Source organism: Hydrogenophaga sp. ZJX-1 (assembly GCF_048590325.1).
Classification (GTDB): Bacteria; Pseudomonadota; Gammaproteobacteria; order Burkholderiales; family Burkholderiaceae_C; genus Hydrogenophaga.
In genome coordinates this window covers 198,596-224,141 of record NZ_JBMBRA010000007.1, presented here as the reverse complement: position 1 = coordinate 224,141, position 25,546 = coordinate 198,596, and the positions used below count along the sequence as shown (strand labels likewise).

Here is a 25,546-nt window from a genome sequence, read left to right as displayed (position 1 = left end):
GTCGTGTCATTCCGGGCGCTCCTTACTTCGACGCAGCCGGAGCTTCGGCTGGTGCAGCGGCAGCGGCTGGGGCGGCAGGTGCAGCACCCGGCGCCTGCCAGGGAACGGCCTTGACTGGCGTGCCCGGCGGCATCATCTGCAGCTTCTGGAAGCCGTCCACCATGACCTGCTCACCGGCCTTCAGACCGTCCAGCACGACCCACTGGCCGCCCTGCTGGCCGCCGATCTTCACCGTGCGTTTCTCGATCTTGCCGTCGGCCGCCACGACCTGAACGGTGTCGCCCTGGGCCGAACGCGTGACCGCCTGCTGCGGCAGCGTGATGGCGTCGCGCGCCGTCGCCTGCTCCAGGCGCACGCGCACATACAGGCCTGGCAGCAGAGCGCCGCCGGGGTTGGGCACTTCGGCGCGCAGCGTCACCTGCCCGGTGGCGGAGTCGACCGTAAGGTCCGAGAACAGCAAGCGCCCCGGCTTGGCGTATTCGCTGCCATCTTCCAGCACCACACGCACACTGGCCGCACCGGTACCCGCGTCTTTCAGTTGTCCACTGGCCAGTGCACGTTGCAGCTTCATGGCTTCGGCGGCGGACTGGGTGAAGTTCACAAACAGCGGGTCCACCTGCTGGATCACGGCGAGCGGGGTCGCCTCGCCCTGGCCCACCAGGGCGCCCTCCGTCACCAGGGCGCGACCAATGCGGCCACCGATCGGCGCCGTGACATTCGCGTAACCCAGGTTGATGCCAGCCGTCTGCACAGCAGCCCTGGCCACGGCCACATCGGCCTCGGCGGCTTTCTGGGCGGCTTCAGCGTTCGCGAATTCCTGCTGGCTGATGGCGTTTTCTGCCACCAGCGGCTTGTAGCGGGCAGCCAAGGCCGACGCCTGGGCGAGGTTGGCCTCGGCCCGCGCCAGACCGGCCCGCGCGCTCTGCAGCGTGGCCTGGTAGGGCGCCGCATCAATGCGGAACAGCGCCTGGCCAGCCTTCACGTCGCTGCCTTCCTTGAACAGGCGCTGCTGCAGGATGCCCGCCGCCCGGGCCCGCACCTGTGCCACACGCGAGGCCTCCAGCCGGCCCGGCAACTCCGTCTGCAAGCCCACGTCACCCGGCGCCACCGTGACCACGCCGACTTCGGGAGCCGGCATGCCACCCGGCGGCGCCGCGGCGGGCGCCTCGGCCTTGCCACAGGCGACCAGCAGCACAGCCACCGAGATCACCGACAGGCGGCGGGCCCACGACGCCGAGCGACCGGGAGTCGCCAGCGAGTGGTTGAACAAGACGGGAAGCTGGGGACTCTGTGCAGGCATGGGAATCCTTGGAGACATGAAATCAGGGAGCCGCCTGAAAAAAATCAGCCGGCATGGCCATCGCGGGGATAACCGATGAAGATGAAGGGTCGAAGTATACATACATACTTGAATGTATGTATAGTCGATCAAACACAAGTCCTCATATTCATATGAGGACATTCGACAGGAGACATGACATGGTTCGTCGCACCAAAGCCGATGCCGAGGCCACACGCCACAGCCTGCTCGACGCAGCTGAGCACCTGTTTCAGGAGCGCGGCGTTTCACGCACCTCGCTCAACGACATTGCCGTGGCCGCCGGCACCACCCGAGGTGCCATCTACTGGCACTTCAAGGACAAAGCCGATCTATTCAACGCGATGATGGAACGCGTCACTTTGCCGCTGGAAGAAACCCTCGCCGGCATAGGGAAAAAGGCCTCTGTCCTCGACAACCCGCTGCAACCGCTGCGCGACGCCATTGCGCACGCGCTGCACAAGGCCGCCACCGACGAGCAGACGCGGCGCGTGTTCGAGATCGCGACCCTGCAAGTGGAATACAACGACGAAATGCACGCGGTGCGCGCGCGCCACCTTCAGGGGCGCAACGAGTGCGTGCAGCAGACCGCCAAAGTGTTGCGCTCGGCGGCAGACCAACAGGGCATGACACTCGCCGTCCCGGTGCAGTGCGCAGCGCTGGGGCTGCACGTGATGATCGACGGCCTGATCCAGAACTGGCTGCTCGACACCAAGGCCTTCGACCTCCGGCGTTGCGGCCGGCAGGTGGTCGACACCTACCTGAGCGGCCTGGGCTTCAGTCAGCCCGCCGCTCGGGCACCGCGTCGGGCGGCACCGGTGCACGTGAAGGCAGTTTCAGATGCAGCGCCGCCTGCGCCATCAGGTTCGCCGACACCGGAGCCGTCACAAACAGAAACAGCGTGATCAGCAGCTCGGCGATGCCCGGGCGCCCTTGGCCCACCGACACCAGCATCGACGCGATCAGCACACCGCCCACCCCCAGGGTGGACGCCTTGGTCGGCGCGTGCAGTCGCATGTAGAAATCGGGTAGCCGCACCAGGCCGATCGCGCCCACCAGCAGGAAGAACGACGCGATCACGATCACGGCAGCTGCGGTCCATTCGATGAAGGGATTCATGTGTGGGCTTCCTTCATTCCACCACGTCACCGCGGCTGAGGTAACGCGCCAGACCCACCGTGGAGGCAAAGCCCAGCATCGCCACCAGCAGCGCGCCTTCGAACAGCAGCGCCGTGTTCCAGCGGATGCCCAGCAGCACGATCAACGCCACGGCGTTCATGTAGAGCGTGTCCAGCGCGAGCACGCGATCGGTGGGGGTCGGGCCACGCAGCAGGCGCACCGAGCACAGGAGCACGGCCAGCGTCACCGCCGCGATGCCGATGTTCAGCGCCATGTCGAGCACATTCATGTGGGGCTCCCGGGTTCGAGGTGGAAGGCGCGCAGCAGCGGCGCCTCGTAACGTTGTTTCATCTCGGCGGCCATGGTGGCCGGATTGTCGCAGTTGAGCGCGTGCACCAGGATCACGCCCTGTTCTTCATCGATCAAGGCCGAAACGGTGCCCGGCGTGGTCGTGATGATGCTGGCGAACAGCGCGTTCACCCGGTGGTGCGAGCAGGCCAGCGGCACCGGGATCCAGCCCGGCTGCATGCGGTCCAAGGGCCCGAGCACCAGCTTGGCGACCACGACGTTGGACACCACGATGTCCCACAGCACCACGACCATGAGACGCAAGGCGGTGGGCCAATGCAGCACGCTGGCCTGCGTCAGAAAGGGCCGCAGCAGGCGTGGAACGATCAGCCCGATCAGCACCGCCGAAAGCAGATGCACCCACTCCAGGCTGTGCGAGAGCGCCAGCCAGCTCGCCGCCAGCAGCACCGACAGCACGGGATGCGCAAACCAGCCGCTGGCCGGGTAGCGCTTGGTGCTTTTGTTGACCGTGGGCGTCATCGGACTCATGGAAGTACCTTCGCGGGAGCCGCCTCGACGGCGGGAGTGGCGTTGGCTGGCGCAGCGCGCGAACCGTCGTAGGGGCGGGTCGTGATCGCCTTGGCGCCGCCTTGTGAGCCGAGCACGGCTTCGGCGTAGACAGCGGTGTCCGCCAGCTGCACGGCCGCCGCGTCGGTGTAACGCTTGACCGGCGAGGCCAGCACCGCCAGTGCCACCGTGATTGCCATGAAGGCCCAGGCCGCCGACAGCAGCTTGGCGCTGGCGCCCGACACCACGTCGGCGGCGCCCTCGTCCGGCTGCACGTGCCAGAACACGATCACACCGGCGCGCGCCAGACCCACGATGGTGAAGAAGCCCACGAGCAGCACCACGCTCCAGACCCAGGCCTGCGCAGCGAGCCCGGAAGTGCTCTGCAGGATCATGAGCTTGCCCAGAAATCCCGGCAGCGGCGGCAGACCGGCCGCCGACGCGGCACCGAACAACATCATCATGCCCAGCAGCACCGGCTCGCGCAGGGCCACCGCCGGGCGCAGCTTGTCGCCCGCCTCGCCACGCTGCGCGGCCATGAGCTCCACCAGCAGGAACAGGCCCGCGATCACGATCGTGCTGTGCAGCGTGTAGTACAGCGCGGCCGACAGCGTCTCGGGCGTGAACAGGCCCACACCGGCCAGGATCGTGCCCACCGAAGACACCGTGAGGTAGGCCACCATGCGGCTCATGCTGTGCGCGGCCAGCGCACCGAGCGCACCCAGCACGCTGGTGGTCAGCGCCAGCGGCAGCAGCCAGGCTTGCGCCGCCAGACTGGCTTCGCCCGCCTCGACGCCGAAGATGCCCCAGTGGGTGCGGATGATGCTGTAGACCCCCACTTTGGTCATGATGGCAAACAGCGCCGCCACCGGCGCGCTCGCCGAGGCGTAGGTCCCCGGCAGCCAGAAATACAGCGGCACCAGCGCGGCCTTGAGGCCAAACACCACCAGCAGGATCAACGCCGCGGCGCGCGCGATCAAGGCCGAGTCGCCCGTGAGCTGCGCCACACGCAAGGCCAGATCGGCCATGTTCAGCGTGCCGGTCACGGCGTAGATCATCGCCAACCCGATCAGGAACAGGCCCGATCCCGCCAGGTTGAGCACCACGTAGTGGATGCCCATGCGCACGCGTTCACGCCCCTGGCCGTGCAACAGCAGCACGTAGGACGCGATCAGCAGCACCTCGAAAAACACGAACAGGTTGAACAGGTCGCCGGTCAGGAAGGCGCCACACAGCCCCATGAGCTGGAACTGGAAGATGGCGTGAAAGTGGCGACCACGCTGGTCCCAGCCGCCCGTGGCGTACCAGAGCACGGGCGCCGCCACCAGGTAGGTCAGCAGCACCATCAGGGCCGAGAGCCGGTCGAGCACCAGCACGATGCCAAATGGCGCCGGCCACTCGCCAAGCCGGTAGACCACCAGCTCGCCGTTGCCGGCGCGCCAGACCAGGCCGGCAGCCATCACCGAGCCGAGCAGCACCGAAGCCAGGCTCAGCCGGCGGCGCCAGCGCACGCGCGCGCCGTCGTGCCCGCCGCCCTGCCCCGACATGCCACCAAAGTCACCCACCAACAACAGCCCCATCGCGGTGAACGAAGGCAGCAGCACCGACAGCACCGGTGCGTGCTGCAGCCAGAAAGCGAAGATCGATGCCATCATCAGTTGCGCTCCCCGTGGCGGACCGTGGGCACGGCCGGCGATCGGCCGGGCGCACGGCCAGGTTCGTGGCCGTCCACATGGTCGCTGCCGCTTTCATGGCGGTTGCGCAGTGCCAACTCAATCACGAAACCCGTGGTCGCAAAACCGATCACGATGGCCGTGAGCACCAGGGCCTGCGGCAGCGGGTCGGCCACAGGGCCCTCGCCCACCAGGATGGGCTGGGCGTTGGACCACAGGCGCCCCATCACGAAGATGAACACGTTGACCGCATAGCCGAACAGCGACAGGCCCAGCACCACCGGGAAGCTGCGCCCGCGCAGCATCAGGTAAAGGCCGCAGGCGGTGACGAAACCGATGCCCGTGGCCAGCAGGAATTCCATGCTCATCATGATTGGCCTCCGGCCGTTGCGGTGTGGGCGGAGGACGGCTCGCCTTCACGGCTCACCGATCCCAGCACAGAGATGGTCAGCAGGGTCGAACCCACCACCGTGAGGTAGACCCCGAGGTCGAACAGCGCGGCCGAGGCCAGCGGCAGTTCACCCAACAGCGGCACATGCGGGTGCCCGTGTGCGCTGGTCATGAACGGCCGGCTCCAGAAGAAGGCGCCCGTACCGGTCAGTCCGGCCATCGACAGGCCGGCGCCGATCCAGCGCACGAAGCGGCGGCCGGACTGTGCGCGCAGCATGGCTTCGGCCTTGGCCTGGCCCAGCGCCATGAACTGCAGTACCAGCGCCACCGCCGTGATCAGGCCCGCAATGAAGCCACCGCCCGGCAGGTTGTGGCCGCGCATGAAGATGTAGAGCGTGAACACCAGCGCCAGTGGCAGCACCACCGAAGCCGCCACGCGCAGCAACAGCGGCTGGGCGGCGAAGGTCCAGGGCAGGCCTTGCGGGTCGGTCAGCGGCCGGCGCGTGCGCATGCCGTCCATCAGCGCGAGCACGCCGATGGCCGCGATGCCCAGCACCGTGATCTCGCCGAAGGTGTCGTAGCCGCGGAAGTCAACCAGAATCACGTTGACCACGTTGGTGCCACCGCCCACCGGCAGCGATTTCTCCAGGAAGTACCAAGAGATGGAGTCGTGGTTGCGCGTGAGCAGCACCCAGGCCACCCAGGCCACGCCCGCGCCGCCCGCGAGCGCCAGCACGCCATCGCGCGTGCGGCGCAGCGCCGTCGATTCGCGCGGCGAGTGCTGCGGCAGCAGCGCCAGACCCATCAGCAGCAGCACGGTGGACACCACCTCGACGGAGAGCTGCGTCAGCGCCAGATCGGGCGCCGACAGGCTCACAAAGGTCAACGACGTGACCAGCCCGACCACCCCCACCAGCACCACCGACTGGAAGCGCTGTCGGTGCGTGAACACCAGCGCCAGGCAAGTCGCGACCAGCAGCAGCCACACCGCGATGGCCAGCGGCGATGCGGGCAGCAACTCTCGCGAACCGGCGCCAATACCCTGCCCGACCAGTTGCGACGCCGCCACCACCACCGCTGCGCCCATCAGCCAGACCAGGTAACGCTGCAGCGAGCCGGTTTCCAGGCGAATGGAGATGCGCCCGGCGAGCGCGAACAGGCCGTCGATCAGGCCATCGAAGATCTGCCGCCCGGTGGCCGGGCCAAACCAGGCCTCGGACTCGATGCGGTGCATGCGCTTGCCGATCGCCAGAAAAAAGTACAGGCCGATGCCCGCGGCCAGCGCGATCGCGCTCATCAGCAGCGGCAGGTTGAACCCGTGCCAGATCGCCAGGTGGTATTCGGGCAGCGGCTGGCCCACCAGCGCCGTGGCCGCCACGTGCACCAGCGGCCCGAAGGTGATGGCGGGCAGCAGGCCCACGACGATGCACATCGTCACCAGCAGCATGGCCGGCAGCTTCATGCCCAGCGGCGGTTCGTGCGGGTGCGTGTTCGGCACGTCGCCCAGCTCGCCGTTGAAATAGGTGTCGTGCACGAAACGCAGCGAGTAGGCCACGCTGAACACGCCCGCCAGCGTGACCAGCGCCGGGATCACCCAGGCCCAGACACCCGAGGTGCCCACCACCGCCTCGGTGAAAAACATCTCCTTGGACAGGAAGCCGTTGGTCAGCGGCACGCCCGCCATCGACGCGGCCGCCACCATGGACAGCGTGGCCGTCCAGGGCATGAGCTTCCACAGCCCGCCGAGCTGGCGCATGTCGCGCGAATGCGTCTCGTGGTCCACGATGCCGGCGATCATGAACAGCGAGGCCTTGAAGGTGGCGTGGTTCAACACGTGAAATACCGCCGCCACGGCGGCCAGCGGCGAACCCAGGCCGACCAGGAAAACGATCAGGCCCAGGTGGCTCACGGTGGAATACGCGAGCAGGCCCTTGAGGTCGTGCTTGAACAGCGCGATGAAAGCGGCGAACAGCACGGTCGCCAGACCGGTGGCGGTCACGAGCACCTCGAACCAGCCCGACCCGGCCAGCACCGGGTACATGCGCATCAGCAGGAACACGCCCGCTTTCACCATGGTGGCCGAGTGCAGGTAGGCGGAAACCGGCGTGGGCGCTGCCATGGCGTCGGGCAGCCAGAAGTGGAAAGGGAACTGCGCACTCTTGGTGAAGGCGCCGAGCAGGATCAGCAGCAGCGCCGGCACGAACAGCGGATCGGCCTGGATCATGGCCACGCGGCCCAGCATCTCGCTGAGTTCGTAAGTACCCGCGATCTGCCCCAGCAGCACGAAGCCGCCCAGCATGGCCAGACCGCCCCCCCCGGTCACGGCCAGTGCCTGCCGTGCGCCCGCCCGCGCATCGGCCCGGTGGCTCCAGAAGCCGATCAGCAGGAAAGACGACAGGCTGGTCAGTTCCCAGAACACCACCAGCAGCAGCAGGTTGTCTGACAGCGCCACGCCCAGCATGGCCGCCATGAACAGCATCATCTCGCTGTAGAACTTGCCGGGCGAATCTTTCGGGCTGAGGTAAAAGTGCGCATAGAGCACGATCAGCAGGCCGATGAACAGGATCAGGCCCGCAAACAGCAGCGACAGGCCGTCGAGCCGGAACGTCAGGGTCAGCCCGATCTCGGGGACCCAGGCCCAGGCGTTGCGAACCTCAACGCCCGACATCACGGCGGGCGCATGGCTCAGCAGCAGGGCCAGGCTGGTCGCCGTGACGGCGCCGGCGGCGCATGCGGTCAACAGACGGGACCTAGACCCCAGCCAGAAAGTGGCTGCGGTGCCCAGCAAAAGCGGCAGCAGGACGATCAATAACAGCACGGCTCTTCTTTCAAGTTGGTCTGCAATTCTAGAAGGCTCGCGCGCCCGGCCGCCTGACAGGCGGCCAACCGCGTCTGGCCGCGCGAACTCAGTGCCGTTCGAGGCCGCCCTGGGTCGGGTGCAAGGTCCAGGCCAAATGCGAACCCAGCCCCACCACCGCGCCCACCGCCCAGAACACACCGGCCACGCCCACCACCAGACCGGCCGATCCGAACAGCAGCGGCATTGCCACGCTGGAGCCGTTGATGGCCATGGCGCGCAGGCCCAGCGCTTCGCCATGGCGATGGTGGGGTGTGATCTGGTGCAGCGTGCTCATGATCATGGGCTGCACCGACCCCAACGCGAGCCCCAGCCCGATGGACAAGGCGCCCATGGCCCAGGCCGCGTGCACCAGTGGGTACACCGAAAACAGCAGCGCGGTCGTGACCATGGCCGAGCCGATCACCACCGACTCGCGCAGGTGCGCCGCCAGCCAGGGCATGGCCAGGCGGATCGCCGTGGCCGCGAGGGCGAACGCGCCAAGGATGCTGCCGATCACCGTGGCGCTCAGGTCGCGCTCGTGACCGATCACAGGCACCAGGAAGGTGTGAACGTCCCAGCAAGACGACAACATCCAGTTGATCAGCATGAGCCGCCTGAAGGCTTTTTCGCGCAACAGGTTCCATGACGATCCGCTGGTGTTGCGCAGCGCGGGCGCCACGGGTTCGTGCTCCACCGCATTGCGCACCCAGAACCAGGCCAGCGACGGCAGCAGGGCCAGCAGCAGGTAGGCCGCGCGGAAGCCCCAGGCGTCGATCATCAACCCGGCCGCGAACGGCCCGATGAAGTTGGAGATGGACGGCCCGATCGCCATCCAGCTGAACACCTGCTTGAGTTCGGTGGGGTTCGCGGCCAGCCGCCCCACGTGGCGCTGCAACGCGATCATGGCCAGGCCCGTGGCCGCGCCACACGCCAGCGCCGTCAGGCACAACACGGAAAACACCGGAAAGGCCACCGCCCCAGCAGCGCCCAGCGTCGCCGTGCCGATGGACAGAGCAAACGGCTTCTTGAGCCCGCGCCGGTCGGCGTAGCGCCCGGCGGGCAGCGCCAGGAACACCTGGGCCAGCGCAAACAGTGCCAGCAACATGCCCACCGCCGCAGGGCTGTGGCCCTCACGCAGCGCCATCAGCGGCGAGGCCATGCGAAAGCCGGTCATGCACGCGTGCAGGCTGACCTGCGCCGCGATCAGGCGCGCGAGCCCGGCGCGCAGGCGGGTGCTCAAACCTCCCCGCGGTCGTTGGGGTCGAGCGGCAACAGCGCGGCGGCCTGCTCCTGCGGCAGCGCCTCCACGGTCTTGAGCGCGCGGCTCATGGCGCGGCTGCGCGTCTCGGCGCTGTCCAGCGTGTTGAGCACGGTCTGCGTCTGGGCCTTGACCTTGGACAGCACGTCACCGAACTTGCCGAACTCGGTCTTGACCGCGCCCAGCACCTGCCAGACCTCGCTGCTGCGTTTTTCCAGCGCCAGCGTGCGAAAGCCCATCTGCAGCGAATTGAGCATCGCCATCAGCGTTGTCGGCCCGGCGAGCGTGACGCGGTATTCGCGCTGCAGCACCTCCATCAGACCCGGGCGGCGCAGCACCTCGGCGTAGAGTCCTTCGGTGGGCAAAAACAGGATGGCGAAGTCGGTCGTGTGTGGTGGCTCCAGGTACTTGTCGGCCATGCTCTTGGCTTCGAGCTTGATGCGTTGCTCCAACCCACGCGCTGCCAGCTCGGCGCCCTCCACGTCGGCACGCTGCTGCGCGTCGAGCAGGCGCTCATAGTCTTCGTTCGGAAACTTGGCGTCGATCGGCAACCAGCACGGCGCGCCATCGTCACCGCGACCTGGCAACTTGATCGCGAAGTCCACGGCGTTGCGGCTCCCGGGCCGGGTGGTGACCTGGGTCGCATATTGGTCGGGCGCGAACACCTGCTCCAGCAGCGCGCCGAGCTGGGCTTCGCCAAACATGCCACGGGTCTTCACATTGGTCAGCAGGTGCTTCAGATCGCCCACCCCCTGTGCCAGCGTCTGCATCTCGCCCAGGCCCTTGTGCACCTGCTCCAGCCGGTCGGCCACCTGCTTGAAACTTTCACCCAGACGGGCCTGCAGCGTGCTTTGCAGCTTTTCGTCCACCGTGGCGCGCATCTCGTCGAGCTTGGCGGTGTTGGTCTGCTGCAGCTGCGCAAGCTGGTTTTCCAGCGTGGTGCGGATCTCGGCCAGGCGGCGGGCGTTGCCTTCGCTCATGTCCTGCAGCTGTTTGGTCAGCGTATCACCCAGCGTGCCGCGCAGCTGCATGAGCTGCTGCGCAAAGGCATCGATCTGTGCGTTCTGCGTGCGCGTGGCCTCTGCCGCCTGCTGGCTCATGCCCAGATTGATGGCCTGCAGCTGCTGCGTGAGCGTGTCACCCAGCGTGCCGCGCAGCTGCAGCAGTTGCTGTGCAAAGGCATCGAGCTGGGTGTTCTGCGTGCGCGTGGCTTCGGCGTCCTGCCGGGTGAGCGTTTCCTGGAAGGTGGCCAGGGTCTGCTGGATCTCCTGTCGTCCACCTCGCGCGTTTTCACCGATCTCCCGGCGCAGCTCGCTTTCCAGGCGCTCCATGCGCTGAGCGGTCTGTTGCGCCTGGTTCTGCAAGGTGTTCACCAGCAGTTGACGGTGCGCCATCTCTTCGGGGTCCACCGGCCGACGGCGCAGCAGCAACCACAGAAAGCCCAGCAGGACCGGCACCTGCAACACCACACCCAGCACCATCCAGAACGACACAGTTTCAAACATGGTGACGATTATCGGCGAGCGCCAGACGCCCAAAACCGCACCGCCAGCCCTCTATAGAATGACCCGACCACCTATTCCTGGAGCCTTTCATGAGCGTTTACGACAAGCTTTCCCAACTCGGCATCGAACTGCCTCCCGTGGCCATCCCGGCCGCCGCTTATGTGCCCTTCGTGCAGACCGGCAATCTCATCTTCCTGAGCGGCCACATTGCCAAGAAAGACGGCAAACCCTGGGTTGGCCAGCTCGGCCTGACCACCACCACCGAAGAAGGCAAGCTCGCCGCCCGCGCCATCGCCATCGACCTCATGGGCACACTCGCCGCGGCCTGCCTGGCCGTTGGCAAGACACTCGACGACGTGAAACGCATCGTCAAGGTCATGAGCCTGGTCAACAGCACCGGCACCTTCACCGAACAGCACCTGGTCACCAACGGCTGCAGCGAACTGCTGGGCGAAGTTTTCGGCCCGCAAGCCGGCGCCCACGCCCGCAGTGCGTTTGGCGTGGCGCAGATTCCGATGGGTGCCTGCGTGGAGATCGAACTGATTGCCGAACTGGGGTAGACCTCAGAGCCGTCACTCCGATGGACAAAAAAAAGAGGCTCCCGAAGGAGCCTCTTTTTTTGGAGCGACGGCCCGAAGGCCGCTCACGCCGGGGTCAATCAGACCTTGGAGGCCTTCTTGGCCAGGTCGGTGGCCTGCTTGGAAGCAACGGCAAAGTTGGCCTGGGCGGTTGCAGAAGCTTTCTTGATCGTGGCCTGGGCCGACTCAACCGCTTTCTGGCTCTGGCTCAAGGCGCTCTGGAAAGCAGCCACGGCGGCTTCGGAACCGGCCGGTGCGTTCTTGACCAGCTGGTCCACGGAGGCGCCCAGCGCTTTTTGGGCTTCGGCCACCTTGGCTTCGAACTGCTTGGTGAAATCTTCGCTGCCTTCGGTTGCAATGCTTTGCACGTGCTGGAAGTAAGCGGTCGACTTTTCAGCCATGGGCTGGAAGAAGGCGGCCTGCAGGCTCATGAATTCCTGGGGCGTCTTGACCGACATGACGGCCTTGGCGTGGTTGAAGGACTCGCCCAGGGCGGCTTTGGAAGCGGCCATGTTGAGTTCGACCAGCTTTTCCACGCCGGCGTAAGCCTTCTTGGCGGCGCCTTCGAAGGCGTCCATGTTGGCTTTGTTGGCGGCGATGATCTGTTCAGCGGGGTTGTTCATTTCGGGTTCCTTGAAGTGGAGGGTTGAAGGAGCCGCTCTTGGACATGCCCCGGATCTCCGAGTTATGTTGCAGTGCAGCATGACCGCGATTCTACGGGTAATCCCGAGGATGGCAAGCGTTTTTGCTGCAGTGCAGCAAAATTAGAGGGGAACCCCAAACCAGGGGTGCCAAACACCAGTGCTCAGAACCAGGTCGTGACCGCGTCCACCACGCGGTAGGCATCGTCCACCACCGGCAGCCAGCGCCATTTGTCAAACGTGGTGCAAGGGTGCGAAATACCCGAGGCCACGGTTTCGCCGAGCACGGGCCATTCATCCTCCGGTGCCGAGGCGTCGTAGCGCAGGTAGGCGTGCTGGTCGTTCAGGGCGTCGATGCGCCAGTGGGCGGGAACGCCGCGAGGCGCGCCGCCCTGCCCGTCCGAACGCCAGATGGGCAAGGGCAGATCAAGGTCGTGGGACACGTCGCGCCGCCCCATGCTGAGCAGGGCCTGGCCGGGCTCTGGGCAGCTCTGCACGCAGGCCAGCACTTCCAGTGCGGGCTTCAGGGTTTCACGCAGGTTCAGGCGCTCGGCCACACAGCAGAGGTAACGGGTGTAGCGCTGGTGGTCGTGTGTGAGGTAGCAGCCCGAACGCAACACGCCACGCACCGGCCGGCCCAGGTCGGGTGTGAGCCGCTCGGCCACCAGATCGAAGATGGCGGAGCCACCGGCGCTGAGGATGATTTCTTCATGGGCGAACCAGCCCTGCGCGATGGCTTCGCGGGCGACGGCGTCCACCCGGTCCATCAAGTCGTGCACCGTGGCGCGGTCCCGGGTGTGGTCGCAGGTCGCGGTTGTGCCTTCGTAGCACTCGATGCCGGCGAGCCGGAGCACCGGACTGGCGGCGATGCGCTGCGCGATCTGCCGGGCTTCGTCGGTCGTGCGGCAACCGGTGCGCTGGCCAGCGATGCCCAGCTCCAGCAGCACCTCGAACCGACCCTGGAAACCACGCGCCGAGGCCCAGGCTTCGATGGTGTCCACCTGCCCGGTGGCGTCCACGAGGAACATCGAACGCAACGCAGGCTGCTCGGCATGCAGCAACGCCAGCGCGTCCAGCTCCGCGCGCTGGATCACCTGGTTCGCGATCAGCAGCACCGGCACGCCGTGCCGCGCGCCCACCGCCGCCTGGAACGCGGTGGCGAAGCTGATGCCCCAGGCGCCCGCGTCCAGCTGCATCTGCCAGAGTTCGGGTGACATGCTGGTCTTGCCGTGCGGCGCGAGGTACAGGCCGCGCTGCGCGCAGAAGTCGCGCATCCAGTGCAGGTTGTGCCGCAAGGCGCTCTGTTTGATCACCGCCAGCGGCAGCGCCAGGTCACCGCGCAGCAACTGCCAGTCCTGTTGGGCGATCTGTTCGCGCGGGATCGGCTCCTGGCCGGTGGGGAAACCTTTGAGATGGGGTCCGAAGGGGCGCTGGCTGTGCATGGTGGAAGCTTTCATCTGAGCGGCCGTTCGGCGGGGACAAGTCAGCGCTTGTTCTTGCGCGCCTGTGCTCGGCGCACCTGACGGCTTAGCGAGGCCTGTGCCGCGGCCTCACCGCGGGCCTGGCGGCGCTTTCTCAGCACCGCCGCCATGGCCCGGGAGATGCCGAAAGCGATGGCGAAGCCGACCACGGCCACCACCACCCCGGAGACGCTGAGTTCCATCACTCCACCCGTGTGACGCGGCTGGGCTTGAAGCCCAGGTCGGCTGCCTTGCCCTTGCGGGCGCGGGCAGCGCGGGCGTTGTTCAGGCTGCGGATCTCCAGCGTTTCGTCGCGATCCTTGCCGCCACGGCCGATGCCTTCGATCTTGACGCTGCGGGTGTAGGCCGCGGCGCCGGCGAGCGTGTCCTTGGCCTCGAGGTCGATCAGCATCAGGCCGCGCCCGCCCTTCTCCATCGCCTTGAGTTCGGTGATTTCAAAGGTGAGGATGCGGCCGCCGGTGGACGCGCAGGCCACGTGGGTGGCCGGCAGCAGCGGCTGGCTGCCCGAGGTGCTGGCCACGTGCGAAGGCGCGCAGATGGTCTCGCCCTCCCCCACGCTGATGAAGGCTTTGCCGGCTCGCTGGCGCGACACCAGGTTTTCCACCGTCGCAAGAAAGCCGTAGCCACCGGTGCCGCTGAGCAGCAGCGTGGCGTTGGCGGGGCCGGCAAAGTAGTGCAGCGGTTGGGTGCCCGATTCGAGTTCGATGAGCGTGGTGATGGGCTGACCATCGCCACGCGCGCCGGGCAGGCTGGCCACCGGCACCGAATACACGCGGCCGTTGCTGCCAAACACAATGAGAAGGTCCACCGTGCGGCACTCGAACGTGCCGTACAGGCCATCGCCCGCCTTGAACGCAAAGCTGCCAGCCTCGTGGCCGTGGCCGGTGCGTGCGCGCACCCAGCCCTTGCTGGAGATAACAACCGTGACCGGCTCGTCCACCACCTTGATTTCGGCCACGGCCTTTTTCTCGGTCTGGATCAGCGTGCGGCGTGCGTCCGCAAAGGTCTTGGCGTCGGCCTCGATCTCCTTGACCATCAGGCGCTTCAGGCTGGCCGGGTTGCCCAGGACGTCTTCCAGCTTGCCCTGCTCCTCGCGCAGGTCCTTCAGCTCCTGTTCGATCTTGATGCCTTCGAGGCGCGCCAGCTGGCGCAGGCGGATTTCAAGAATGTCTTCGGCCTGGCGATCGCTGAGCCTGAAGGCTTCAATGAGTGCGGCCTTGGGCTCGTCGCTGTGGCGGATGATGCGGATCACCTCGTCGATGTTCAGCAGCACCAGTTGCCGGCCTTCGAGGATGTGGATGCGGTCGAGCACCTTGTTCAGGCGGTGCTGCGTGCGGCGCACGATGGTGGTCTGGCGGAACTCGATCCACTCGCTCAACATGAGCCGCAGGCTCTTCTGCGTCGGCCGCCCGTCCAGGCCGATCATGGTCAGGTTGATTGGCGACGAACTTTCCAGACTGGTGTGGGCCAGCAGCGCAGTGATGAGTTCCTGCTGCTCGATGCGGCTGCTCTTGGGCTCGAACACCAGGCGCACGGGTGCATCCTTGCTCGATTCGTCGCGCACCACGTCCAGCACCATGAGCATGCTGGCTTTCAGCTGCGTCTGGTCCTGGCTCAGCGCTTTCTTGCCCGCCTTGACCTTGGGGTTGGTGATTTCTTCGATCTCTTCCAGCACGCGCTGGGTGCTCACGCCCGGTGGCAGCTCGTTCACCACGAGTTGCCATTGGCCACGCGCGAGGTCTTCGATCTTCCAGCGCGCGCGCACCTTGAGGCTGCCGCGGCCGCTTCGGTAGGCGTCGGCGATGTCACCGGCCGGGCTGATGATCTGGCCGCCACCCGGGTAATCCGGGCCGGGGATGATGGCGAAGAGTTCTTCGTCGGACAGCTTGGGGGTCTTGATCAGCGCAACGCAGGCGTCGGCCACTTCGCGCAGGTTGTGGCTCGGGATCTCGGTGGCCAGGCCCACGGCGATGCCCGAGGCACCGTTGAGCAGGTTGAACGGCAGGCGCGCGGGCAGCTGCTTCGGCTCTTCAAACGAACCGTCGTAGGTGGGAATGAAGTCCACCGTGCCCTGGTCGATTTCGTCGAGCAGCAGGCCGGTGATCTTGGCCAGGCGCGCTTCGGTGTAGCGCATGGCGGCAGCGCCGTCGCCGTCGCGGCTGCCGAAGTTGCCCTGGCCATCGATCAGCGGGTAGCGCTGCGAGAAGTCTTGCGCCATGCGCACCAGCGCGTCGTACGCGGCGCTGTCGCCGTGCGGGTGGTACTTGCCGAGCACGTCACCGACCACGCGCGCACTCTTGACCGGCTTGGCGGCCGTGTTGCCGCTGTAGCCCAGCCCCATGCGGTCCATGGCGTAGAGGATGCGGCGCTGCACCGGCTTCTGGCCGTCGCACACGTCGGGCAGGGCCCGGCCCTTGACGACAGAGAGCGCGTATTCGAGGTAGGCGCGTTGGGCGTAGGTGGCGAGGTTGTCGGCTTCAGGCTCGCCGGGCAGGCCCAGCGGGAGTTCGGGAGTGAGGATGTCCATGAAGAGGCGGGTTCAGATTCAGAGTTTGGCTGTGGGCAAAGCGCCCTGCCCCGGCATGATGCCGGTAGAAGAGGTGGCCGTTCGCTGGCGCGACAAGGTGCGCGGCGGCAGGAGGTTCTGGTGCAGTTGCGTCACCTTGCGCACGTAGTCGCGGGTTTCGCGGTAGTTGGGGATGCGCCGGCCGGCGCGCATCACCGCGCCCTCGCCCGCGTTGTAGGCGGCGAGCGCGAGTTCGGTTTCGCCGTCAAAGTACTTGAGCAGCCACGCCAGGTAGCTGGCGCCTGCGAGGATGTTGGTGCGCGGATCGGTGAGCCGCTCCTGCAGGGTTTGATGGGGATCCGCCTTGACGCCAAAGCGCCTGGCGGTGTCGGGCATGAGCTGCATCAGACCGACCGCGCCCTTGGGGCTGACCGCGTGGGCATTGAAGCCCGACTCGGTGGCGATCACGGCTTTGAGCAGCTCGTATTCGAGTCCGTAGGCGGTGGCGGCTTCACGGATCAGGTGGCGCACGGCCTTGTACGAGGTGGACACCGCGAACCGGGCCTGCAGCTGCGGCGCGTAGGCGGCACCCGGTGCCATGCCTGGCGGCTTCCTGGCCGCGCGCTGGCCGCCGCGGTAAAACAGTTCGTAGCGGCGATCGACCTGGTGGTCGGCAAAGTGCGACACGCCACGCCGGTCCACAAAACCCCAGATCTCGGCCCAGGCGGGCGCGGACAGCGAGAGCACCAGCGCGACGGCGGTGCCCTGCAGCCAGCGGCGCGCCGTGTGTTTCACACGTCCACCTCGACGGAGTCGCCGTGCAGCTCCATCAGCTCACGGCGCGAAGCGGCCTCGCCCTTGCCCATGAGCTTGGTGATGAGCGCTTCGGTGCCGGCGAAGTCCAGCGAGCCGAGGTTGACCTGCATGAGGCGGCGCGTGTCGGGATTGAGCGTGGTGTCCCAGAGCTGCTCGGCGTTCATCTCGCCCAGGCCTTTGAAGCGGCTGATCTGGCACTTGTCGCGCACCACGCCGTCTTTCTCGGCCTTGTCGAGGATGGCGTGCAGTTCGCCCTCATCCAAGGCGTACTGCTTGATGGCGGGCTTCTTGCCGCGCGCGGGCACGTCCACCCGGAACAGCGGCGGGCGCGCCACGTACACATGGCCTGCCTCGATGAGTTTGGGGAAATGCCGGAAGAACAGCGTGAGCAGCAGCACCTGGATGTGCGAACCGTCCACGTCGGCGTCGCTCAGGATGCAGACCTTGCCATAGCGCAGGCCGCTCATATCCGGGGTGTCCAGCGGGCCATGGGGGTCGATGCCGATGGCGACCGATATGTCGTGGATCTCGTTGTTGGCGAACAGGCGGTCGCGCTCGACCTCCCAGGTGTTGAGCACCTTGCCACGCAGCGGCAGGATGGCCTGGCTTTCCTTGTCACGGCCCATCTTGGCGCTACCGCCGGCCGAGTCGCCCTCGACCAGGAACACCTCGTTGTGCGCCAGGTCCTTGCTCTCGCAGTCGGTCAGCTTGCCGGGCAACACGGCCACGCCCGAACCCTTGCGCTTTTCGACCTTCTGGCCGGCCTTCTGGCGGAACTGCGCGGCCTTGATGGCGAGCTCGGCGAGCTTCTTGCCGTAATCCACATGCTGGTTGAGCCAGAGTTCGAGCGCCGGGCGCACGAAGCTGCCGACCAGCCGCACGGCGTCGCGCGAGTTCAGTCGCTCCTTGATCTGACCCTGGAACTGGGGGTCCAGCACCTTGGCGCTCAGCACATACGAAGCGCGGGCGAACACGTCTTCGGGCAACAGCTTCACGCCCTTGGGCAAGAGCGCGTGCAACTCGATGAAGCCCTTGACCGCCTGAAACAGACCGTCGCGCAGGCCGCTTTCGTGCGTTCCGCCGGCGCTGGTGGGGATCAGGTTGACGTAGCTTTCGCGCACCGGCTGGCCGTCTTCGGTGAAGGCCACGCACCACGCGGCGCCCTCGCCCTCGGCAAAGTTGTCGTCTTTGGCGTCGGCAAAACCTTCGCCTTCGAACAGCGGAATCACCGGTTCGCCGTTGAGGGTCTGCTGCAGGTAGTCGCGCAGACCGCCCTTGTAAAGCCAGGTCTGGGTGTCTCTGGTCTTCTCGTTGACCAGGGTCACCGTCACGCCCGGCATCAGCACCGCCTTGCTGCGCAGCAGGTGCGTCAGCTCGTTCATGGGCAAGACAGCGGACTCGAAATACTTCGCATCGGGCCAGGCGCGCACCGTGGTGCCCTGCTTGCGGTCGCCCTCGCCTTTGGGCGTGATCACCAGTTGTTCGATCACGTCACCGGCCGAGAACGCCAGTTTGGCCACCTGGCCTTCGCGGTAACTGGTGACTTCGAGCCGGGTCGAAAGCGCATTGGTCACGCTCACGCCCACGCCGTGCAGACCACCCGAGAAGCTGTAGGCGCCGCCCTTGCCCTTGTCGAACTTGCCGCCCGCGTGCAGGCGGGTGAAGACGAGTTCGACCACCGGTGCCTTTTCTTCCGGGTGCAGGCCAAACGGGATGCCGCGGCCATCGTCTTCGATGCTCACCGAGCTGTCGGGGTGCAGCGTGACCTTGATTTTTTTGCCGTGACCAGCGAGGGCTTCGTCGGCCGCGTTGTCCAGCACTTCCTGGATGATGTGCAGCGGGTTGTCGGTCCGGGTGTACATGCCCGGGCGCTGTTTGACCGGCTCCAGTCCCTTGAGGACGCGGATGGAGCCTTCGGAGTATTCGTTGGGAGATTGGGTCGCCATGGGTGCGGATTGTAAGCATCCCGCGCCAAACCACTGGATGCAAATACAGAGAAAACACCCGGCATCTCGACCGATTCGAGCTGCGCATCAATGACGGCCACCGATTTCATGACCCCGCGCACCGGGGCGACACCCGGCGAATGCCCGGATTCGCTACAGTCTCGGGATGACTTCGCCACTGGCCACAGCGCCTGCCCCCCGTCTCTCCGCGTTCCAGGTGCTGGCCTGCGGCGCCGCCATCGTCACCCTCTCCATGGGTGTGCGCCACGGCTTTGGCCTGTGGCTGCAGCCCATCACCCAGGATCAGGGCTGGACGCGCGAGAATTTCGCTTTCGCACTGGCCATCCAGAACCTCTCCTGGGGCCTGTTCGGCATCTTTGCCGGCATGGCGGCCGACCGGTTTGGTGCCTTCCGCGTGCTGCTGGGGGGCGCCGTGCTCTACGCGCTGGGGCTGGCCGGCATGGCTCTCTCGCCTACACCGCTCACCTTTGCGCTGACCGCGGGTGTGCTGATCGGCGCGGCCCAGGCCGGCACCACCTACGCCGTGATCTACGGCGTGATCGGGCGGCAGATACCGGCCGAGAAACGATCCTGGGCCATGGGCGTGGCGGCCGCGGCCGGCTCGTTCGGCCAGTTCCTGATGGTGCCCATCGAGGGCTGGCTCATCAGCGCGTTCGGCTGGCAGGAAGCACTGCTGGTCCTTGGCGCTGCGGTGCTGCTGATCATGCCGCTGGCGCTGTTCCTGCGCGAGCCGGGGTTTGTGGGCGGTGTGGCGCCCAAGCGGGACCAGACCATCGTGCAGGCGCTGCGCGAGGCCTTCAGGTACCGCAGCTTCCAGCTGCTGATGGCGGGGTATTTCGTGTGTGGTTTCCAGGTGGTGTTCATCGGCGTGCACATGCCCAGCTACCTGAAAGACAACGGGCTTTCGCCCCAGGTGGCGAGCTATGCGCTGGCGCTCATTGGCCTGTTCAACGTGATCGGCACCTACGCCGCGGGCGCGCTGGGCCAGCGTTTCCCCAAGCGCTACATCCTTTCGTTCATCTACATCGCGCGTGCGGTGGCGATCAGCGTGTTCCTGATCGTGCCGTTGTCGCCGGCCAGTGTGTACGTGTTCGCGGCGGTCATGGGCGTGCTGTGGCTGTCCACCGTGCCGCCGACCAACGCGGTGGTGGCGCAGATCTTTGGCGTGGCGCATTTGTCCATGCTGGGTGGCTTTGTGTTTTTCAGCCACCAGATCGGCAGCTTCATGGGCGTGTGGCTGGGCGGCGTGCTGTACGACCAGACCGGCAGCTACGACATCGTCTGGTACATCTCGATCGCGCTGGGTGTGTTCGCCGCCCTGATCAACCTGCCGGTGCGCGAATCGCCCATCACCCGCGGGCCGCAACGCGTGGGAGCGGCGGCATGAAGCCTTTGGTCGTCAAGGCGCTGGTCTGGACGGTCGTGGGGTTGGCCCTGCTGGGCACGCTGGCGCTCTACAACCGGCCCGACTTCCTGGTGAATCTCGCCGACCAGCTCTGGAGCTGTTTCTGATGCACGGCACGGAAGCGCCTTCGGCCTGGGTGCAGCGTTGGTCGCACCTGGTCCCCGTGAACGGTTCGGTACTGGATGTGGCCTGCGGTCATGGCCGCCACCTGCGCTGGTTCGCGCAGCGCGGCCATCCGGTGACCGGTGTGGACCGCTCGCCAGAAGCCATCGATGCGGTGTCCGGTCTGGGCCGGGCCGTGCTGGCCGACATCGAAAACGGCCCCTGGCCCTTTGCCGGCGAGACATTTGACGCCGTGGTGATCACGAACTACCTCTGGCGCCCGCTGCTGCCGCAGATCGTGGCCAGCGTGGCGCCCGGTGGCGTGCTGATCTACGAGACCTTCGCCGCCGGCAATGAAACTGTGGGCAAGCCCTCACGGCCCGACTTCCTGCTGCAATCCGGCGAGTTGCTGCAGGTCGCAGCCGGCTTGCACGTGGTGGCGTTTGAAGACGGCTTCCTCGACCGGCCCGAACGCTTTGTGCAACGCATCGCGGCGGTGCGAAAACCCCCGGAACCGTCCGCCCTGCCCGCGCGGTATCCGCTGGATGCCACTGGGTAGAATGTCAGATTCGCGCGTCCGCTGACGACAGCCTCCCCGGGAGGGCTTGCACGACCGGCGCCCACCTCTTGAGCAACCAGCTTATGAAAACCATTACCGGCAGCATCGTGGCCTTGGTCACGCCCATGAACACCGACGGCAGCGTGGACTACCCCGCCCTGCGCAAACTGATCGACTGGCACATCACCGAAGGCACCGATTGCATTGGCGTGGTCGGCACCACGGGCGAGTCGCCCACCGTCACCGTCGAGGAGCACTGCGAAATCATCCGCGTCTCGGTGGAGCAGGCGGCCAAACGTGTGCCCATCATGGCGGGCTGCGGTGCCAATTCCACGGCCGAAGCCATCGAGCTGGCGAAGTTCGCGCGCAGCGTCGGCGCCGACTGCCAGCTGCAGGTCGTGCCCTACTACAACAAGCCCACGCAAGAGGGCCAGTACCAGCACTTCAAAGCCATCGCCGAAGCCACCGGCGACCTGCCCATCGTGCTGTACAACGTGCCCGGTCGCAGCGTGGCCGACATGTCGGTCGACACAGCCCTGCGCCTGGCGCAGGTGCCGGGCATCGTCGGTATCAAGGAGGCCACCGGCAACATCGAGCGCGCGCAATGGCTGATCCGGGAAGCACCCGAAGGCTTCGCGATCTACTCCGGTGACGATCCGACCGCCGTGGCGCTGATGCTGTGCGGCGGTCAGGGCAACGTGAGCGTGACGGCGAACATCGCACCGCGCCTGATGCACGAACTCTGCGTGGCCGCCATCGCGGGCGACACCCGCAAGGCCATGGACATCCAGTTGCGCCTGATGCCGGTGCACAAGAACCTGTTCGTCGAAGCCAACCCGATCCCGCTCAAGTGGGCCATGGCCCGCATGGGGCTGTGTTCGGAAACGATGCGCCTGCCGCTCACGCCCATGTCCCGCGCCCTGGAACCCCTGGTCGAAGGGGCGCTCAAAGACAGTGGCCTGATCGATTGAACCTGGCTGCCCGACTTCCCCCTTTTTCCCCGAACCCGAGTCTGCTCATGCAAGTCACTTCAAACTGCCCGACGTCCCTCACGGCAACGCAACGCGCTTCGCGACCACTGGGGCGCATTGGTGTGATCGCCGTGGCCGCCATGCTGGCGAGCGGCTGCACCATGCTGCAGGAAGACAAGATCGACTACAAGAGCGCCCAGCGCGGCAGCACGCTGGACGTGCCACCCGATCTGACACAGCTCAGCCGTGACTCGCGCTACAACGTGCCGGGCACTGCGGTCACCGCCAGCGGCCAGCAGGCGGCCCAGGCGGCGGTCACGCCCGGCATCACGGCGGTGTCTTCGGTGGGCGATGTGCGCATCGAACGTGCGGGCAACCAGCGCTGGCTGGTGGTGAACCGCCCGGCCGAACAGCTGTGGACGCCGGTCGGCGACTTCTGGAAGGAAAACGGCTTCGTGCTGGACCTGGACCAGGAAAAACTCGGCATCATGGAAACCGACTGGGCCGAAAACCGCGCCAAGATTCCACAGGACTTCATCCGTTCGACCATCGGCAAGGTTTTTGACAACCTCTATTCCACCGGCGAACGCGACAAGTTCCGCACCCGCCTCGAACGCAACGCCGCTGGCGGCACCGAAATCTTCATCAGCCACCGCGGTATGGCCGAGGTCTACACCAGCAGCCAGAAAGACCAGACCATATGGCAACCCCGGCCTTCCGATCCGGAGCTGGAGACCGAGTTCCTGCGCCGCCTGATGGTCAAGCTCGGCGTGAGCGAGGCGCAGGCCCAGGCCGTGGCGGCCGCAACGCCCGCGCAGGCCGCCGCCAAGGTGACCCTGCTGGGCCAGCAGCCCGTGGTCCAGCTCGATGACGACTTTGACCGCGCCTGGCGCCGTGTCGGCCTGACGCTGGACCGCACGGGCTTCACTGTCGAAGACCGCGATCGCACCCAGGGTGTCTATTTCGTGCGTTACGTGCCCACGACCGCGGCCGACGCCCAGAAGCCGGGCTTCTTCGGCCGTCTCTTCTCCAGCTCAACCCCCCAGGTCAGGCCCGCCAAATACCGGGTGAAGGTCCAGAGCACTGGCAACAGCAGCACGGTCTCGGTGCTCAACGAACAGGGTCAGCCTGAATCGTCGGCCACCGCCCAGCGCATCGTTCAACTGCTCGCCGACGATCTCAAATAAGCGTCACCCTGTGCCGGCCCGGATGGGAGGCACCCACGAAAAAGCCGCCCGAGGGCGGCTTTTTTCTGGACGGGCAGAACCCGATCAAATTACTGAGCAGGCTTGACTGCGGCCTTGGCGGCGTCGGCGGCAGCTGCAGCTGCGTCCTTGGTGGCGTCGGCAGCAGCAGCGGCGGCGTCCTTGGTGGCGTCTGCTGCGGCAGCGGCAGCGTCCTTGGTGGCATCCGCAGCCGCAGCAGCGGCGTCGGTGGTGGCAGCAGCAGCGTCCTTGGCGGCGTCGGTGGTGGCGGCAGCCGCGTCTTTGGCGGCGTCAACCACAGCGGCTGGCTCAGGGATGGTGACGGCGGCTTCTTCTTTCTTGCCGCAAGCGGTCAGGGTCAAAGCGGCAAGCAGGCTGGCGAGGAGAATGGATGTTTTCATGGCGGTATTCCTGTGGATGAAGATGAACAAACTTCGAATAGTTATGAATCAACCAAAAAAAAACCCGAATACAGGATTCGAGCTCGGTTGACCCAGTCAGACAACCCTTAAAGACCCGGCTTCCAGACTGGAACAGAATAATAGCTGGAAAAAAGCATACGTATTTACCCCTATCATCTTTTTCTTTTTCTCACAGAGATGTGTTGCTTTAGAAGCCACATCCCATACAAAAGCTCACAAACCGAGCGTGGTGGCCGGAAACGACGGGCTGCCCATGTCCCAGCACGTGTCCAGCCGCTCTTTCAAGGCCACGCGCCGTCGAGCATCCACACTGGCCACCACTGTGCAGCGCATCACATCAAGCCGCTCCATGGTCCAGCCGGGTGACCAGATGGCACTGGGCAGCTCGGTGCCCACCAAGCTGGCGCAGGCGTGGGCCTGCACCAGGTGCGACCACGTGACACGCCACTGCACCAGACGGGGATGCAGCTGACGCAACGGTCCGAAGTCCCGCGCCATGAACTGGATGTGGCGCCCGCGCCCGGCCCAGGCCTGCAAGGCATCAATCACCATCCGCTCGCCGAGCGGCCAATCGGCAAAGTCCGGGTCGCTCAGGATGATGTGCGTCCAGCCCTCCCGGGCAGCGCAGACCATGGCCTGTCGCACCAGATCGGCAAAGACCTGCCGGCCTTCCAGCCGCCCCTCCGGCAACGCCTGCTCGGGTGTTCCCGAGCCTGATGCGGACTCTTGACTCATGGCCCCACCTCCGTCAACGCAAAGAATGAACGAATCAATCGGCCGCCACACGGTGCAGCCAGCCGGCTTCAAACCAGTCCTGCAGCAACGCCTGCGCATCGGTGCTGGCGCGTGCGGCCTGGCGGGCATCCAGGCGGCGCTGATCGGCCAGCGTGCGCATCAGGCGCGCATCCGCACCGCCGGCGCGGAAACTTTCCCCGTTGATGAACACGTGGCGATCGTCGTACATCATGCGCGTGCGCCGATCCAGCGCCAAGGGGCCGGGCGTCCAGTCTGACTCGGGTTCTTCGAACCAGACGCGGGGCTTGGGTTCGGTCATCACCTCACCCAGCGCACAAGCCAGCGATTCGCGCTCGGCCAGCAGACGCTGCAGGCCATCGGCCGCAAAAGCCTCCAGCGCGGGCGGCATGGCCGCGGGCGTGGCTGTGGCGGGTTGTGTCGGGTCGCGGTAGAGCGTGGCATCGTCGAACTCTTCGGCCATGCGCTGCAGCAGTTCCCCCGCCAGACCACCCCGTTGCGGCACACGGAAACCGACCGAATAGGTCATGCAGTCATCGCCCACGGCCACACCGTCGTGCGCCCAGCGCGGCGGCAGGTACAACATGTCGCCGGGGTTGAGCAGGTGCTCTTCCTCGGGCTCGAAGTTGCTGAGGATCTTCAGCGGCACGTTCGGCTCCAGCGACAGGTCTTTCTGGCGACCGATGCGCCAGTGGCGCTGGCCGCTGGCCTGCAGCAGGAACACATCGTAGCTGTCAAAGTGCGGCCCGACGCCACCGCCATCGCTGGCCCAGGAAATCATCAGGTCGTCCAGCCGGGCGTCGGGCACGAACCGGAACCGCTGAAGCATCTCGTGAGCCACGTCCAGATGCAGGTCCACTCCCTGCACCAGCAAGGTCCAGCGTTTCTGCTTCAGCGGCGGAAAAGCGGTGCGGGCAAAAGGGCCGTGCCTGAGTTGCCAGCCTGCCGGCTTGCTCACGATCATGCGCGATTCAACGGCTTCTTCGGCGGCCATGGCAAACAGCGCCTGCCGGTTCAGGAACGGCTTGAAATCCGGAAACGCGTTGCGGATCAGCAAAGGTTTTTTTTGCCAATAGCGGCGCATGAATTGCGCGGGCGAGAGTCCGCCGAGCATTTCGCGGGGCATGTCGGGGCTGATGGTTTTGGGGCTGGATGGAGTGGCTTGGGTCATGGGACAATTGTC

General features: G+C 66.2%; 24 protein-coding genes and 1 pseudogene. 7 read left to right on the top strand and 18 right to left on the bottom strand.

All coding sequences use genetic code 11. The features are described from left to right. Window positions 1–22: 22 nt before the first annotated feature. Window positions 23–1,300, bottom strand: coding sequence for an efflux RND transporter periplasmic adaptor subunit (locus ACN5W5_RS19820; protein WP_420050175.1), 1,278 nt, complete (start codon window positions 1,298–1,300; stop codon window positions 23–25). Window positions 1,301–1,479: 179 nt separating this feature from the next. Here ACN5W5_RS19820 and ACN5W5_RS19815 point away from each other — a divergent pair, with 179 nt between their 5' ends. Beyond that, a complete protein-coding gene (locus tag ACN5W5_RS19815; protein WP_420050174.1) occupies window positions 1,480–2,223 on the top strand; it encodes a TetR family transcriptional regulator in 744 nt (247 codons plus the stop codon). On the opposite strand, the pseudogene mnhG reads toward ACN5W5_RS19815, so the two are convergent. From mnhG to rmuC, 8 genes and pseudogenes are all read right to left on the bottom strand, one after another. Beyond that, window positions 2,186–2,437 (bottom strand): annotated as a pseudogene (mnhG, locus tag ACN5W5_RS19810) (monovalent cation/H(+) antiporter subunit G); the annotation flags it as partial. The gene ACN5W5_RS19815 and the pseudogene mnhG sit on opposite strands and share 38 nt — an antisense overlap. Before the next feature lie 13 nt (window positions 2,438–2,450). Further along, entirely contained in the window at window positions 2,451–2,726 is a 276-nt protein-coding gene (locus ACN5W5_RS19805; RefSeq protein ID WP_420050173.1) for a K+/H+ antiporter subunit F, read from the bottom strand. Beyond that, on the bottom strand, window positions 2,723–3,274 hold the full coding sequence (locus ACN5W5_RS19800; protein ID WP_420050172.1) for a Na+/H+ antiporter subunit E: 552 nt from the start codon (window positions 3,272–3,274) through the stop codon (window positions 2,723–2,725). Before ACN5W5_RS19800 ends, ACN5W5_RS19805 begins: the two co-directional genes overlap by 4 nt. Next, window positions 3,271–4,947, bottom strand: coding sequence for a monovalent cation/H+ antiporter subunit D (locus tag ACN5W5_RS19795; RefSeq protein WP_420050171.1), 1,677 nt, complete (start codon window positions 4,945–4,947; stop codon window positions 3,271–3,273). The genes ACN5W5_RS19800 and ACN5W5_RS19795 overlap by 4 nt, the downstream gene beginning before the upstream one ends. Further along, complete coding sequence (locus tag ACN5W5_RS19790) at window positions 4,947–5,327, bottom strand: Na+/H+ antiporter subunit C (protein WP_420050207.1); 381 nt, start codon at window positions 5,325–5,327, stop codon at window positions 4,947–4,949. Before ACN5W5_RS19790 ends, ACN5W5_RS19795 begins: the two co-directional genes overlap by 1 nt. A gap of 5 nt (window positions 5,328–5,332) precedes the next feature. Continuing rightward, on the bottom strand, window positions 5,333–8,173 hold the full coding sequence (locus ACN5W5_RS19785) for a monovalent cation/H+ antiporter subunit A (protein ID WP_420050170.1): 2,841 nt from the start codon (window positions 8,171–8,173) through the stop codon (window positions 5,333–5,335). A gap of 88 nt (window positions 8,174–8,261) precedes the next feature. Next, window positions 8,262–9,422: an MFS transporter gene (locus ACN5W5_RS19780; RefSeq protein ID WP_420050206.1), complete on the bottom strand. Its 1,161-nt coding sequence runs from the start codon at window positions 9,420–9,422 to the stop codon at window positions 8,262–8,264. An 8-nt stretch (window positions 9,423–9,430) separates the two neighbouring features. Beyond that, the gene (gene rmuC / locus ACN5W5_RS19775; RefSeq protein WP_420050205.1) at window positions 9,431–10,783 is read right to left on the bottom strand and encodes a DNA recombination protein RmuC; all 1,353 of its coding nucleotides are present in this window, start codon (window positions 10,781–10,783) and stop codon (window positions 9,431–9,433) included. Window positions 10,784–11,046: 263 nt separating this feature from the next. On the opposite strand from rmuC, the gene ACN5W5_RS19770 reads away from it, so the two are divergent. Further along, window positions 11,047–11,517: a RidA family protein gene (locus ACN5W5_RS19770; protein WP_177139585.1), complete on the top strand. Its 471-nt coding sequence runs from the start codon at window positions 11,047–11,049 to the stop codon at window positions 11,515–11,517. Between the two features lie 98 nt (window positions 11,518–11,615). Here ACN5W5_RS19770 and ACN5W5_RS19765 read toward each other — a convergent pair whose 3' ends face one another. From ACN5W5_RS19765 to ACN5W5_RS19740, 6 genes are all read right to left on the bottom strand, one after another. Continuing rightward, entirely contained in the window at window positions 11,616–12,158 is a 543-nt protein-coding gene (locus tag ACN5W5_RS19765) for a phasin family protein (protein WP_420050169.1), read from the bottom strand. 182 nt (window positions 12,159–12,340) lie between these two features. Continuing rightward, window positions 12,341–13,633 (bottom strand): alanine racemase, encoded by a 1,293-nt coding sequence (locus tag ACN5W5_RS19760; protein ID WP_420050168.1) that lies wholly within the window; start codon window positions 13,631–13,633, stop codon window positions 12,341–12,343. Window positions 13,634–13,659: 26 nt separating this feature from the next. Then, on the bottom strand, window positions 13,660–13,839 hold the full coding sequence (locus ACN5W5_RS19755) for a hypothetical protein (protein ID WP_420050167.1): 180 nt from the start codon (window positions 13,837–13,839) through the stop codon (window positions 13,660–13,662). Beyond that, window positions 13,839–16,184, bottom strand: coding sequence for a DNA topoisomerase IV subunit A (gene parC / locus ACN5W5_RS19750; RefSeq protein WP_420050166.1), 2,346 nt, complete (start codon window positions 16,182–16,184; stop codon window positions 13,839–13,841). Before parC ends, ACN5W5_RS19755 begins: the two co-directional genes overlap by 1 nt. An 18-nt stretch (window positions 16,185–16,202) precedes the next feature. Next, on the bottom strand, window positions 16,203–16,958 hold the full coding sequence (locus ACN5W5_RS19745) for a lytic transglycosylase domain-containing protein (RefSeq protein ID WP_420050165.1): 756 nt from the start codon (window positions 16,956–16,958) through the stop codon (window positions 16,203–16,205). Continuing rightward, window positions 16,955–18,925: a DNA topoisomerase IV subunit B gene (locus tag ACN5W5_RS19740; RefSeq protein ID WP_420050164.1), complete on the bottom strand. Its 1,971-nt coding sequence runs from the start codon at window positions 18,923–18,925 to the stop codon at window positions 16,955–16,957. The genes ACN5W5_RS19745 and ACN5W5_RS19740 overlap by 4 nt, the downstream gene beginning before the upstream one ends. Window positions 18,926–19,091: 166 nt before the next feature. Between ACN5W5_RS19740 and ACN5W5_RS19735 the strand changes: the two genes are divergently transcribed. The 5 genes from ACN5W5_RS19735 (at window position 19,092) to bamC (ending at window position 23,170) form a co-directional block, all read left to right on the top strand. After that, window positions 19,092–20,333, top strand: a complete 1,242-nt coding sequence (locus tag ACN5W5_RS19735) for an MFS transporter (protein WP_420050163.1) — start codon at window positions 19,092–19,094, stop codon at window positions 20,331–20,333. Next, window positions 20,330–20,458 (top strand): hypothetical protein, encoded by a 129-nt coding sequence (locus ACN5W5_RS19730; protein WP_420050162.1) that lies wholly within the window; start codon window positions 20,330–20,332, stop codon window positions 20,456–20,458. Before ACN5W5_RS19735 ends, ACN5W5_RS19730 begins: the two co-directional genes overlap by 4 nt. Continuing rightward, window positions 20,458–21,012 carry a class I SAM-dependent methyltransferase gene (locus ACN5W5_RS19725; protein ID WP_420050161.1) on the top strand — a complete coding sequence of 185 codons (555 nt, stop codon included), beginning with the start codon at window positions 20,458–20,460 and terminating at the stop codon, window positions 21,010–21,012. The genes ACN5W5_RS19730 and ACN5W5_RS19725 overlap by 1 nt, the downstream gene beginning before the upstream one ends. Before the next feature lie 83 nt (window positions 21,013–21,095). Beyond that, window positions 21,096–21,983, top strand: a complete 888-nt coding sequence (gene dapA / locus ACN5W5_RS19720) for a 4-hydroxy-tetrahydrodipicolinate synthase (RefSeq protein WP_420050160.1) — start codon at window positions 21,096–21,098, stop codon at window positions 21,981–21,983. Window positions 21,984–22,123: 140 nt separating this feature from the next. Continuing rightward, on the top strand, window positions 22,124–23,170 hold the full coding sequence (bamC, locus tag ACN5W5_RS19715) for an outer membrane protein assembly factor BamC (RefSeq protein ID WP_420050204.1): 1,047 nt from the start codon (window positions 22,124–22,126) through the stop codon (window positions 23,168–23,170). An 89-nt stretch (window positions 23,171–23,259) separates the two neighbouring features. Here bamC and ACN5W5_RS19710 read toward each other — a convergent pair whose 3' ends face one another. The 3 genes from ACN5W5_RS19710 to ACN5W5_RS19700 all read right to left on the bottom strand — a co-directional run bounded on the left by ACN5W5_RS19710 (window position 23,260) and on the right by ACN5W5_RS19700 (window position 25,534). Further along, a complete protein-coding gene (locus ACN5W5_RS19710; RefSeq protein ID WP_420050159.1) occupies window positions 23,260–23,589 on the bottom strand; it encodes a hypothetical protein in 330 nt (109 codons plus the stop codon). Window positions 23,590–23,823: 234 nt separating this feature from the next. Further along, a complete protein-coding gene (locus ACN5W5_RS19705) occupies window positions 23,824–24,345 on the bottom strand; it encodes a hypothetical protein (protein WP_420050158.1) in 522 nt (173 codons plus the stop codon). 34 nt (window positions 24,346–24,379) lie between these two features. Continuing rightward, window positions 24,380–25,534, bottom strand: a complete 1,155-nt coding sequence (locus ACN5W5_RS19700; protein ID WP_420050157.1) for a JmjC domain-containing protein — start codon at window positions 25,532–25,534, stop codon at window positions 24,380–24,382. Window positions 25,535–25,546: the final 12 nt, after the last annotated feature.